The sequence below is a fragment of the Paenibacillus montanisoli genome, from assembly GCF_003268025.1.
In the GTDB taxonomy this organism is placed as follows: Bacteria; Bacillota; Bacilli; order Paenibacillales; family Paenibacillaceae; genus Paenibacillus_Z; species Paenibacillus_Z montanisoli.
Genome location: NZ_QLUW01000004.1, coordinates 599,184 through 612,607 on the forward strand (window position 1 = coordinate 599,184; position 13,424 = coordinate 612,607).

At 53.5% G+C, this 13,424-nt stretch carries 12 protein-coding genes; all 12 read right to left on the minus strand.

The features are described from left to right. Window positions 1–34: 34 nt before the first annotated feature. Window positions 35–1,090: an SIS domain-containing protein gene (locus tag DL346_RS22355; protein ID WP_112884571.1), complete on the minus strand. Its 1,056-nt coding sequence runs from the start codon at window positions 1,088–1,090 to the stop codon at window positions 35–37. A gap of 38 nt (window positions 1,091–1,128) precedes the next feature. Continuing rightward, window positions 1,129–1,965, minus strand: a complete 837-nt coding sequence (locus DL346_RS22360; protein ID WP_112884572.1) for a carbohydrate ABC transporter permease — start codon at window positions 1,963–1,965, stop codon at window positions 1,129–1,131. 11 nt (window positions 1,966–1,976) lie between these two features. Continuing rightward, a complete protein-coding gene (locus tag DL346_RS22365; RefSeq protein ID WP_112884573.1) occupies window positions 1,977–2,882 on the minus strand; it encodes a carbohydrate ABC transporter permease in 906 nt (301 codons plus the stop codon). A gap of 77 nt (window positions 2,883–2,959) precedes the next feature. After that, a complete protein-coding gene (locus DL346_RS22370; protein WP_112884574.1) occupies window positions 2,960–4,237 on the minus strand; it encodes an ABC transporter substrate-binding protein in 1,278 nt (425 codons plus the stop codon). A gap of 1 nt (window position 4,238) precedes the next feature. Then, window positions 4,239–5,015, minus strand: a complete 777-nt coding sequence (locus DL346_RS22375; RefSeq protein ID WP_165822626.1) for a carbohydrate kinase family protein — start codon at window positions 5,013–5,015, stop codon at window positions 4,239–4,241. Window positions 5,016–5,048: 33 nt separating this feature from the next. After that, on the minus strand, window positions 5,049–5,186 hold the full coding sequence (locus tag DL346_RS29175; protein ID WP_165822627.1) for a hypothetical protein: 138 nt from the start codon (window positions 5,184–5,186) through the stop codon (window positions 5,049–5,051). An 11-nt stretch (window positions 5,187–5,197) separates the two neighbouring features. Next, window positions 5,198–6,568, minus strand: a complete 1,371-nt coding sequence (locus DL346_RS22380; protein ID WP_112884576.1) for a family 4 glycosyl hydrolase — start codon at window positions 6,566–6,568, stop codon at window positions 5,198–5,200. A 24-nt stretch (window positions 6,569–6,592) separates the two neighbouring features. Next, the gene (locus tag DL346_RS22385) at window positions 6,593–7,585 is read right to left on the minus strand and encodes an agmatinase family protein (protein WP_240633356.1); all 993 of its coding nucleotides are present in this window, start codon (window positions 7,583–7,585) and stop codon (window positions 6,593–6,595) included. Next, a complete protein-coding gene (gene hutI / locus DL346_RS22390; protein WP_112884577.1) occupies window positions 7,572–8,879 on the minus strand; it encodes an imidazolonepropionase in 1,308 nt (435 codons plus the stop codon). Before hutI ends, DL346_RS22385 begins: the two co-directional genes overlap by 14 nt. Beyond that, entirely contained in the window at window positions 8,876–10,564 is a 1,689-nt protein-coding gene (gene hutU / locus DL346_RS22395) for a urocanate hydratase (protein WP_112884578.1), read from the minus strand. The genes hutI and hutU overlap by 4 nt, the downstream gene beginning before the upstream one ends. A gap of 38 nt (window positions 10,565–10,602) precedes the next feature. Further along, window positions 10,603–12,132: a histidine ammonia-lyase gene (gene hutH, locus DL346_RS22400; protein ID WP_112884579.1), complete on the minus strand. Its 1,530-nt coding sequence runs from the start codon at window positions 12,130–12,132 to the stop codon at window positions 10,603–10,605. Window positions 12,133–12,402: 270 nt separating this feature from the next. After that, complete coding sequence (locus tag DL346_RS22405) at window positions 12,403–13,377, minus strand: nucleoside hydrolase (RefSeq protein WP_165822628.1); 975 nt, start codon at window positions 13,375–13,377, stop codon at window positions 12,403–12,405. Window positions 13,378–13,424: the final 47 nt, after the last annotated feature.

Genomic DNA, 13,424 nt, shown 5'->3' on the forward strand with positions numbered 1-13,424 from the left:
GTATCGATGATACCAATGGCATATAGTTGTCTACTTATGGAATCGAAATCCACGGATTTAAGTCGCTAGGGCTGTCTGGATTAACGCCCTTTTCCATAGCGCGGAAGTTTGCGAGCAGCTGCGGAACAATCAGTCCGACAAGCGCCCGTTCGAACTCGTCTTCAATGCCAGGAATCGCAACAAAATGGTCGCATTCATATTCGCGCTCTGCTTCAGGCTCGCCAATGACGAGTACTTTGGCGCCACGTTGTCTCAGATCGCGGATGACTCGCCGCTCATGTTCGAGCATATGGTTCGATTGAAATACGATAGCCAGCGTTTCAGAGGAAGCGACGACATTCGGGCCATGCGCAACCTCCATCGTATGGTAGAAGTTCGACTGTGTTTCGGACATTTCGATCATGATGAGCGCACTTTCGCAAGCCAAGCCGAATGCCTTCCCTTGACCGGCTGCGAGCAGGTTGCTCCAGCTGCGGTCTGCTGCAAGTTGCCGCAGCTTCTCTTCATAGCGTTCGATCAGCTGTCGTCCGGCTTCCGGAATCGCAGGAAGCAAACCTAGCGGCAACCCGTACGCGAGTCGATATACGGCTGCCTGCGCAGCAATCAGACTCGTAAACGATTTGGTCTGACAGACGCTTTCTTCGTTTGCCCATGGGAGTGCAATGCTCAAATCCGACATCTCTCCGACAGCGGACTGCTCGTACACAACAACCGACAACAACTTGATGTCGGCGCGCTCCTTCGCAATCTCCAGCGCCTTCTTGATTTCTCCCGTCTGACCTGAACGCGAAGGAACGATGACGAACAACGAATCGCCGGCGCCGTAATAATTCTGTGCATTGACATAAAACTCACCGCCTGTTACCGTCTCCACCGGCTGACCGGCCGCTTCCCGAAGCACCAGCGCCGTACTCCGCGCTCCCCAATACGAGGAGCCGCAAGCAACCATCATCGTCTGACGTCCGCGCGTCTCCCGAAACAGCGCCTCAATAGCCGATCGATGCTCTATTACACGCTCAATCGTCTTTTCCCATGCCTCCGGCTGCGAGACAATTTCCTGATAGGACAAACTTGCATTTTTCGTAGTCATCGTAGGTATCTCCTTATTACTGAATCACGACTAGTGGTTTATTTCATATCGGACAAAGCGGCGCCTTTCATAAATTGCCGTTGGAACGTCAAGAAGATGACTAAGCTCGGAATCATGATGAAAAAGGCGACGGCCATCGTCGCGTTATAATTGACCGCGCGTGAAGTGGCGAACATGCCAAGCGCTAGCGGCAGTGTCATGCGCTCCTCTCCGCTCAGGACGATAAGCGGCCACAAATAATCGTTCCAGCTCGCGATGAAATTAAAGATCGCAAGTGCAGACAAAGCCGGGACAATCTGCGGAATGATGAGCTTGAAAAACGTATAAAACTCGCCTGCTCCGTCGATTTGCGCCGCTTCGGTCATATCGGACGGAATAAGCTCGATATACTGCTTGCACAGAAAAATACCGAACGGACTGACGACAGACGGAAGTATGACTGCAAGCAAATTGTTGATCAGATGCAGCTCCTTCATGATCAAATAAACGGGAATCATCGTGATCTGGAACGGCACCATCAGACCCGCCAATATGAGAATAAACAAGAACGAGCGGCCTCTGAACCGGAACTTGGCGAAAATATATCCGGCAAGCGAGCTCGTAAACAACGAGCCGGTCAGAACGATACCGGTAATCATGACGCTATTTTTGAACCAGATCATGATCGTGCCGATTTTGTCCCACGCCGCGCGAAAGCCGTCTAGCGAAACATGCTTCGGCAAAATCGACACTTCTCTGGAAATAATCTCAAAATTACTGCGGAATGCTAACGATAACATCCAAACAAACGGAATGAGCATGATGACGGCAATTACCGCAAGCGCAACGAAAAACAATATATAAGCCGATTGACGGGCTAATGTTCTATTTTCCATGGCTGTTCTCCTTAATATTCCCACTGACTTTTGCCAATCTTCAATTGAAACCATGTGATGCTAAGCATGATTGCAAACAGCACCATCGCCATCGTAGACGCCACGCCGAGATCAAAATATTTAAACGCCGTGTCATAGATTTGAAGGGAAAGCACGCGGGTCGAATTGCTCGGACCTCCGCCGGTCAGCACCTTGAACTGCGTAAACGCTTGAAAATAAGACAGCACCGTCATGACGGCCACGAACAGCGTCGTGCGGCTGAGCAGCGGCAGCGTAATATGCCGAAATCTGCGAAACCGTCCTGCCCCGTCAAGCTTTGCCGCTTCATAGAACATGTCGGGGATGGAATCGAGCCCGGACATAAACAGTACAATGTTGTACCCGATGTCTGCCCACAGCACCATCAGGATGACGGAAATCATCGCCGGCTTCGTCTCCGTCAGCCAATGGACCGGTTGTAAGCCGACAAATTCAAGCAGCATATTAAACAATCCGTGATCGTAATTGAAAAACGTTTGCCATACCAGTACAGAACCGACAAGCGGCGCGATTACCGGCACGAAAAATATTGTACGGAGCAAGTGCTTTAATTTGGCATTGCGAACTTTGTTAATTGCCATCGCGAGCAGCAGTGTAATGGCTATATTGAGCGGCACTGCCAGCAGAACGAAGCGGAACGTGTTCCAAATCGCCATGCGGAACAGCTCGTCGTTTAGCAATCCGCGAATATTGTCAAACCCATTGAAATTTAGCACGCCACGCAATCCGTCGTAAGAGCTGAACGCAAGGACGCAAGCCATCACGATCGGAAGCAGCGTAAACGTAATAAACAGCAGCATAATCGGTGTAAGAGACACCGCAATAAACATCTTCTTGTTCCGATGGTCCGGCCGTTTGCCGTATTTGGAGCGAGCCATCCGCAGCACCTCACTTCCTTGCGATTTTGCTGGAAAGGAGAGATGCACACTTGCTCTGCCCCTCTCCCGCTCGTGCTTTATTTGCTTCTTTCTTTCGTCAACATGTCGTTGATCGCTTGCTGCGCATCTTTCAACACTAGGTCAACGGGAGCGCCCACTTTAACGGCTTTCTCGTAGTTGTCGTAAATTTGCTTGAAGAAGAAATCGCGGTTCTCGATCGGACCGATCCATGTGCCGTTTTTCAGATCCTCCAGCGAAGGCTTCAGCGCCGGGTTTTGACTCAAATACTCCGGATCCTCGGCAACGGCTTTATAAGCCGGAATTGTGGATGACGTCGCGTTCCAGTAACGGCTGTTTTCTTCGTTCGTAATAAATTGCAGGAAGTCGAGCGCAACATCTTTATGCTCGCTTGATTCCGAGACGATTTCTCCCCATCCGGATTCGGCTGCGAATGCGTCTGAAGTGCCTGTGAAAGACGGCATCTTAATGTACTTGAAATCAGTCGTCTGATAATCTTTGCCTAGCGCATTAACCCACGGTCCGACGAAAGTCATCGCCGTGTCTCCTTTGAATGTATCCTCGTAGCTGTAGGTCGTACGGGACAAATCCGCAATTTTCTCTTTTGTCTTTATGTCTACAACCGTTTGCAACGCTTTAGCAGCTTCCGGCGTGTTGAAATCAACCATATTATCGTCTGTCCAATATTTCCCTCCTTGCTGAAGGATCAGCGACAGGAACAAGAACGTAACCGAATCGCCGTAGAAGTCGAAGCCGAAAATTTTTGGTGCATCGTTCTCGTAAACCGTCAATTTCTTTGCCGTTGCCATCAGCTGATCCCAAGTGGTTGGATCGGACGCTTCCTTGTACAGCTTCGTGTTTACAAGAATGCCGCCGTTCTCCAGGTTGAATTCCCCCGGCACGCCATACAGCTTGCCATTCAGCTCATAAGCGCCGAGTGCGGCCGGATACAGTTCTGCATCGTATTTATCCTTGTTCGGAACTTCCGCAAGTAAGCCGGCTTTGGAGAGGGCGGGTACCCATGATCCAAATACTTGGGCAATATCCGGCGCTTCATTGCCAATGTAAGCGGCTTGGATTTTCTGTACGTAATCATCCCAAGGGAACGATTCGATGTCGATTTTTACATTCGGATGAGCTTTTTCGTAGTCTGCGATCAGCTTCTTGTTGGCATTGATGAACGGATCGGTCTGATACATCCAATACTTCAGCGTAACCTGTTCTTCGTTGCCGTTTGCGGAGCTTGTCGAAGATTGATTCGTTGCATTGTTGCCGCATCCTGCCGCCACACCTGCAAATAATACAAGCGCAGTTAAAGCTGACACCGTTTTCTTCATCTTAGCCGGCCTCCCCCAATGTTTTTAGGAGCCGCCGAAGCAGCTCGTCTTCCCGAACTTGACCCGCTACACCGCCGGGCTTCGATGTGCTCATGCTGCCGCAAATACATCCGATTTGCACACTTGTTGATACATCAAAACCTGATAAATAACCGTAAATAAACCCTGCATCGAAGCTGTCCCCTGCTCCGACTGCATCAATAACGCCGACTTTTAGCGGTTCGGCCGGATAGGCCTTCCCTTGCGAGTAAGCGATTGCCCCTCTCTCGCCCTGCTTTAAGACGGTAATCGGGACGACATCATTTAGCAGCTCAAGCGCTTGCCCGACTGTCGGCTGCTTTGTAATCCGTTTCAGCTCATTTTCATTGGGCAAAAAGATGTCGACATACGGGAGCAGCTCCCAAATGCCGCTGTCCCAGTTCTCGTCGGGATCCCAATTCGTGTCTAGACTGACCGTCATGCCATTAGCCTTCGCCTTGCGTGCCATTTCCACGAAAGACGGCTGCAGCTTCCGCATTAAATAGTAGCTGCCGATATGAAGGTGCCGGGCTTGCTGAAACAATTCCTCCTGCACGTTCAAAGCGTCCATGCGATCGATCGATCCTAAGTAGGTGAGAATGGCCCGATCATTGTCCTTGCACAAGGCGACGCCTATGCCGGTTTTCACGCCTGCATCAACCGTGACGTAATCCATCAGCATGCCGGATTCAGCGAGCTTGGCTCGGACGAAATCGCCGAACGCATCTTTGCCGACAACGCCGATACCGGCTGTCCGCAATTTCAGCTTGGACGTTTGACTGCCGAAAATGCTTCAGGAGCCGCCAAGATCTACGCAGTAGTTGTCCAAGACTTTCTCTGTTTGACCGAATTGCGGGACAACGTCGCCATACACCATCATATCGACGCATAAATCCATATACGTAATGACATCAATCGGTTTTTCGGTCACATGCCTTCTCCTTATTGAAATTGTGGTAAGTATTGAATTTGTGCTTCAATGAGCTCATCCACCATGCGCGCGACCGCGCTTCTGTCATTCAAATAGCCGCCGGCAAGCACCGCTTCGACAAACAGATTGCGGTCCCCTGTTAGCGCCGCGTCTACGGTCAACTCGTGGATGGCGATCGGCTTGGCAAGGAGCTGCGCCAGTACGCTTGGGAAATCATTCATTTGCAGCGGAGCGAATCCGAAGCCCGTTGCCGAGGCAGGCACTTCGACGACAGCATCCTTCGGCAAGTTCGGCACCGTGCCGTTATTTGTCACATTCACGGAAAATACGGCGCGTTTATCGTTCTCGATCGAATCGATAATGTCCATCAGCTGCTCATGCTCACCAGAGAGCTTATCGAAGAAGTCATCCGGCAGCGGCCCTTCGGAGTGAGCCAGCTTATCCATGTCGGCATAAATGTTGTCGCCGTACTCTATGACTTTCTCGAAGGAATAGCCATCGATGCCGAACGTTTTGCCGTAATAGTTGCCTCCTGGGAACTGTTCCGGGAAAAACTCGCAAATATGCCGGTCGCCCGGTGCGGCAAACGCGCCGTACCGATCGAAAATTTCCCAGGCAAAAGGATCGCCGAGCTTGGGCGTCTCGCCGCCCATCTCCGCAAACACATGGCCAAGCTTGGCATAGTCCTTCTCAAATCCGCCTTCGGCAATAAACGTCCGGTACTTCTCGCGAAGCAGCGGCAGCGCGTTTTTACCTTTATGAAAAAACTTATACATGAACGTCAAATGGTTGACGCCAACCGCATAAGACGTAAATTCGTTTCGTGGCACGCCGGCAAAATGCGCCAGCGCTTCTTCCGAATAATTGACGCCGTGGCAAAGGCCGATGACAGGCATTTCGGTCGCTTTCTTAATTGCCCGGCAAATGACCGTCATTGGGTTCGAATAGTTGAAGAAGTAGGCGTCCGGGCATATCCGCTGCACATCGCGGACAATGTCCACCATTGCTGGTATCATGCGCATTGCACGCGAGATTCCACCCGGCATCGCCGTGTCGCCGACCGGCTGATATACGCCGTATTTGCGCGGGATAAATACATCCTGCTCCCATGCTCTTCTACCGCCGACACCGACAGTAGCGACAACGTAATCAGCCCCCGGCAATACATCTCTCCGGTCTGACGAGCTCGACAGCTGTACATTTGATTGCTTCGCGTCAATCATTTTCCGGCATAGCGCCGTAATCGATCGCAGCGCAGCCGGATCGGTATCGACCAGCGCCAAATGCCACTCTTGCCGCTCAGCGGTTCTGAGCAAATCGGCTACCAAGCCTTGCGTAAACATGGCGCTTCCCGCGCCGATCAGTACGATTTTTTTAGCCACTTGCGCGTTCCCTCCTTAATCCCCTTAAGTCTGCTGCATTCTGTACTTTATCCCGCATAAAACATTCATAATGACGTATGCACCGGTCTTGACGGTTATCAGATGGCGCGGATCGCGTGCCGGATCAAGGCAGACGATATCGAGCGCCGCCGTCCTCGGTTCTTGGCCCGCAATATAAAGCGCCTCCAACAACTCCGATGACCACATCCCGCCGGGTGTTGAAGCAGGCGCCGCAGGCGCAAACGCGGCGTCCAGCACGTCGATATCGACGGTTACATAGATAAGATCTACCTGCTCACGAAGATAGGTAAGCGCTTCCACCATGACATGTTCGATGCCCTGCTTGCGCACTTGCCGGAGCGTGTAATAATTGACGCTGTGTTCATCGGCATATTTCTTATAGGCATAGGCGTTGAAATACCCATGCGGTCCGATATTAACGATATGACGCCCTTCTATCGTGCCCGATTCGATCAAGCCGCGCATCGGCGTGCCGTTGCTCGGTCCGCCATCCTGCAGGTTCCGCAGGTCAAAATGCGCGTCGAACTGGAGAATGCCGATTGTTTTGCCGCTATGGTGACGCTGGAATCCTTTCACCAGCGGGCAGGTGATGGAATGGTCACCTCCGATGGAGACCGGGAAATACGCCGGATTTCGACTCAGCGCTTCCACCATCGCTTCTTCAATATTGTGATGGCAGCGCGGAATATCCGTCACATGCATCTTGACATCGCCCAGATCGGCAATGCGCAAATCAGCCAGATCGACATCGTAATCAATGTTGTACGTGCCGAACGATTTCCAGATGGAGCGGATCGCGTTCGGATTGTCGCTTGCTGCTGATGCGGTAATCGAAGACCGGGACAGCGGAACGCCAAGCAGCCCGACGTCCAGCTGCTGCCCCGCCGTATGCTCGCCGATCAGCTGGTTCATTTTCAAATCGTACCGGTCGCCCGGCTTCGCCGCGTACCGCAGCTGCGGCGGATCGATATAGGTATAACCGCTATTCTCCGTCACAGCGAATGCCTCCTTGTACGACGATACGGCCGTTCTTGATTACCGTATCGACCAGATTGACACCAAAGTTGTATTGCAAATAAGCGTAATTCGGTGCATCAAACAGCACGAGGTCGGCTTTCTTGCCCACCTCGATGCTTCCGATCTCCGCCGCTCTGCCGATGGCATGCGCCGCATTAATCGTACTTGCCGTAATGACTTCCGCAGGCGTCATGCGCATCATCAGACATCCGAGATTCTGAATAAGCGGAAGCGACTCCGTCGGGCAGGAACCAGGATTGCGGTCTGTCGACAGCGCCACTGCTACACTTGCTTTAATCATCTCGCGGGCCCTTGCCGGCTCTTCCCTCAGGTAGAGGGCCGTGCCCGGCAGAAGAACGGCAATGACACCCTCTTCCGCCATTCGCCGGATTCCTTCGTCCGATGCTTTAAGCAGATGGTCTGCCGAGATAGCGCCTACCTTCGCCGCGAGCTCCGCGCCTCCGAAGGAGACGATTTCGTCAGCGTGGATTTTCGGGATAAGCCCATGTCTTTTGCCCGCTTCCAAGATCCGCTCCGACTGTTCCACCGTAAACACGCCCTGTTCGCAAAACACGTCGCAAAAATCAGCCAAGCCTTCTTCCGCTACTTTAGGCAGCATTTCTTCGATAACGATCCTTACATATTCATCCGGGTCGGTCTTATACTCAGCCGGTACGGCATGCGCCCCCATAAAGGTCGATACGATATCAACCGGATGCGATTCATGGAGCCTGCGTGCTACCCGGAGCTGCTTCAGCTCATCATCGGTCGTCAAACCGTAGCCGCTCTTGGCCTCTACCGTCGTTACCCCATGCAGCAGAAACCGGTCAAGCCGCTTCTCAGACTGTTCTGCCAGCTGCTCTTCCGTTGCTTTCCGAGTCTGCGCCGTCGAGTACAGAATGCCGCCGCCCTGCTGTAAAATCTCCATATAGGTAGCACCTTGCAGACGCATCTCCAGCTCGTGTTCCCTTGTACCGGCAAAAACCAAATGCGTGTGCGGGTCGATCAGCCCCGGCAGGACAATCTTGCCCGCCGCATCCACCGTATGAACCTCCACTGCCGGGGAAGCTTGAATCCGGTCGCGAACGAAAGACTCCGCCTCCGGGACGGAACCAACGAAGACGATAAGGCCGGTATCGCCGTCGACGACGACGCTCCCGCATGCGATGACGCCGATATCGTTCATCCCTGCGCCGGTTTTCGGCTTGCCGCTCGCACCCGCTACCGTCACGACTTGGGCGGCATCCTTCACGTATAACAGCGCTGCCGTCATTTCGGCTGAACCTCGCTGCGCTTCATCATCGGCACATGAATGCCGTGCTTCTCAGCGGTTTCGGCAGCCAGCTCATAGCCTGCATCCACATGCCGCACGACGCCCATGCCCGGGTCAGTCGTCAGCACCCGCTCCAGCCGGGCGGCAGCTTCCGGCGTTCCGTCGGCAACGACGACCATGCCGGCGTGCAGTGAATACCCCATTCCCACACCACCGCCATGGTGAACGGATACCCAGCTCGCGCCTGAAGCGGTATTTACCAGCGCATTCAGAATCGGCCAGTCGGCAATCGCATCGCTGCCGTCCTTCATCGCCTCCGTCTCGCGGTTCGGCGAAGCGACCGAGCCTGCATCGAGATGGTCGCGGCCAATGACAATCGGCGCGGACAACTCGCCGGATGCGACCATGTCGTTAATGATCTTGCCGAACTTTGCCCGATCGCCGTAGCCAAGCCAGCAAATTCTGGCCGGCAGCCCTTGGAAGGCGATCCGCTCTTGCGCAAGCGAAATCCATTTGCACAGCGGTTCATTATGCGCGAATTCTCGCAGCAGCGCTTCGTCCAGCTTGTAAATATCATGCGGATCGCCGGATAGCGCAGCCCAACGGAACGGTCCTCTTCCTTCGCAAAATTGCGGTCTGATATAGGCCGGTACGAACCCCGGAAAATCAAACGCGTTGGCAACGCCCTCATGAAGCGCGACTTCGCGGATGTTGTTGCCGTAATCGAACGCGATCGCTCCGCTTTGCTGCATGTTCAGCATCGCCCGTACATGCACCGCTATACTCGCTTTCGCCAGCGCCACAAATTGCGGCGGATCGGATTGACGCATCGCCTTGCCTTCTTCCAGACTCATGCCCGCCGGCAAATAGCCGTTAAGCGGATCATGCGCGGATGTTTGATCCGTCACAATGTCAGGGATGAAGCCGCGCCGTATCATCTCCGGAAGCAGCTCGGCGGCATTGCCGAGAAGCCCAATCGACAGCGCCTTTCCCGCATGCTTTGCATCGGATGCCAGCCGGATTGCTTCGTCAATCGTATCGACCATCAAATCGCAATATTTCGTCTCGATTCGCTTCTGTATGCGTGTCGGGTCTACCTCGATGGCGATGCAGACGCCGTCGTTCATCGTAACTGCCAGCGGCTGCGCGCCGCCCATGCCGCCGAGGCCGGCTGTCAACGTAATCGTTCCGCGCAGACTTCCTCCGAAATGCTGCCTGGCGCATTCCGCGAACGTCTCGTATGTTCCTTGCACGATGCCCTGGCTGCCGATATAAATCCAACTGCCCGCCGTCATCTGGCCGTACATAATGAGCCCTTTGCGGTCAAGCTCATGGAACTTTTCCCATGTCGCCCATGCGGGCACTAGATTCGAATTGGCAAGAAGAACCCGTGGCGCATCCGAATGGGTGCGGAAGACGGCGACCGGCTTACCGGATTGAACCAGCAGCGTTTCGTTCTCTTCCAATTGCTGCAGCGTCTCGACGATGCGGTTGAAGCTCTCCCAATTTCGGGCCGCTTTCCCGATGCCGCCGTAAACGATCAGCTCGTCCGGATGCTCCGCCACTTCCGGGTCCAAATTGTTCATCAGCATGCGAAGCGCGGCCTCCTGCACCCATCCCTTCGTCTGTAAAGTCGTGCCGCGCGGCGCTTTTATTACCCTGCTGCCATTGGCGCTCTGCTTCATCGTCGTTCCTCCTGCACCGCAAAATCTATTGTTGCAACCTATAATTGTCCGATTTGCTCTTCCAGCCGTTCAACCAAGTCGGCCCGTTCGACCATTGCAATGATTTCATGCAAATCGGGATAAAATACCCGGTCTTCGAGCCAGGCCGGTATATGGGACCGAATCCATTCCGCCATCGCTCCGGTCCCTTGGCCAAGCCGAAGCGGTTTATGAAATTCAACCGCTTGCGTGGCGGCAAGCAGCTCCACTGCGATAATCTTTTGCGAATTGCTCACAACCCGTGCCGCTTTAATCGCCGCAGGCGTTCCCATGCTGACGTGATCTTCCTGAAAAGCAGATGTGGGAATCGAATCGACGGATATCGGATGAGCAAGCACTTTATTTTCAGCCACGAGCGACGCCGCTACATACTGAGGGATCATAAAGCCGGAATTGACGCCGCTCTTCGCCACGAGAAAGGCCGGCAACTCGCTAAGATGCGGATTGACCAGCCGATCAAGCCGACGCTCGGAAACGTTTGCAAGCTCCGAAACGGCAATTGCAAGCATATCCATCGTCAACGCGATCGGCTCCCCATGCGCATTGCAGGCGGATATCGCCTCGCCGCCCTCTTCATCCGCGAAGATAAGCGGATTGTCGGTTGCCGCGTTAAGCTCTATCGTCACCGTTTCAAGCGCATGCTCGATTTTGTCCCTGCAAGCCCCGTGAATTTGCGGCATCGAGCGGATGCTGAGCGCATCCTGTACACGGTAATCTTTATATTTTTCAGCGACTTCGCTTCCTTCGACCAACCGAAGCAGATTAGCCGCCACTTTGCTTTGCCCTTTAAACGGTCTCGCCCGCTGCACTCTCGGATCAAAGGCATGGCGCGTTCCTTTCAGCGCTTCGAACGACATCGCTCCCGCGATATCCGCCCACTTCGCCAATTGCATGGCATCGTAGACGGCCAGTGCGCTAATGCCGGTCATGCAGACCGTACCGTTCACAAGCGAAAGACCTTCCTTTGCCTGCAGCGCAAGCAGAGGAATACCCGCCCGGTTCATAGCCTCGCGACCGGAGAGCAGTTGGCCTTCGTAATACGCCTTTCCAAGACCGATCGTCACCAACGCGATATGCGCCATATGTGTCAAATAGCCAACCGAGCCTTGCGAAGGCACCCAAGGGACGACCTGCTTATTCAGCAAGTCGAGCAAGACATTTACCGTTTCCAGCCTGACGCCCGATCGACCTTGGCAGAAATTCGCAATGGCAGAGAACAGGATGCTTCTCACTTGATCGTGAGCCAGCGGTTCGCCGACGCCGCATGCATGGCTCATGACGATGTTCCGCGACAGCGTTGCCGCTTCCTCCGGCGAAATGCGGGTCTTGCACAGCTCCCCGATGCCGGTATTGACACCGTATACGGTTCGTTGATCGTGATCAAGAGAATCGACCCACGCCCGGCTTCGCTTAATGTTATTCGCGACTCCGTCTGTAATCGTCACTTTCGCGCCGCCTCTGGCGACTGCAACCAGCTCTTGAACCGTCAGCTTATGTTCATCCGAAATAACAACCTGCGATATCGCCATAATAACCTCACTTTCGAATCGGGAAACGCACAGCCCTATAGGCGTCTTGGTTCCATTAAAGAAAGCCCTTACATGCCCTTATATTAACGATTCATTCTTCTATTGGAACTAGCTAGAATTGCTATTTTGTAGCACTATATTGCTATAGGCGTGTCCTACTTTGGGAAGCGCTTTCACAATTCAACCTGAAAACCTTAGATCTATTCGTCGAAACTCATCTAAATTGAACAAAAAAGACGGGCTTCCGAAAGCCCGCCAGCCCGCCTGACATTATATCCTCCCTGCAATGCGCTTTGGCCCATGCTCCAACAGCTCCAGCATCCATGCCCAAAATGCATCCAAATCGACATCGACCGCCGCATCAACGTTTGGCTGCTTATTCATAACGTCGTTAAAATCGGCCACCGTCATCCCCCGCGTACAACTGCCGGCCAATTCAACCTCGATATAATGCGGCTCGGTTTTGATCAAATCCGGCCTCACCACAACAGCCATCGCCAGCACGTCATGCATATGGGCCGGATCCAGCTCCACGCTGCCATACAACGAGACCCCGGTGAGACTGTTTCTACGCATCATATAACTAAACACGTCCGCTGCCAGCGAAGCGAACGGATTGTCCATCGCCCGCACCTGCTCATACACATATTGCGGTAGCTCCGTCTTCAGCGTAACGTCTAGACCAACCATAGTCAGCGAAATACCGGAACGGAAAACGATGTCCGCCGCCTCCGGATCGACCCAGATGTTGAATTCCGACGCCTGGGTCATGTTTCCGCCTCTCAGCGCCCCGCCCATTATTGTTATTTTCTCAATCAAGCTTGTTATCGCAGGATAGCGGGTCAGCGCCTTTGCCACATTCGTCAGCGGTCCAGTCACAAGCAGCTGCAGCTTGCCTTCGCATTCCACTGCGCAGCGATAGATCATATCCACCGCGTCCATTTCTTGAAGAGCCCGCTTCGCTTCCGGAACAACGACATCGCCGAGCCCGGACGTTCCGTGGCTTATCGCGACGTACAGCTCCCTCTGCAGCGGTGCCTCCGCTCCGCGTATAACCGGTATTTGAGATCCAAGGCTATCTACAATGTTAAGCGTGTTGCGGCTCGTCTTGTCGACTTCGACACAGCCTGCCACCGTTGTTATCGCTTTCAAATCCAGCCGATCCTGGCTGAGAAGCGCGCAAATTAACGCAATCGCGTCATCCATTCCGGTATCGCAATCGATCAAACAAGGGATTTTCGCCATGTACGTCCCACTCCTTGAAGCCATATATACTTTCAATCGACTTTATC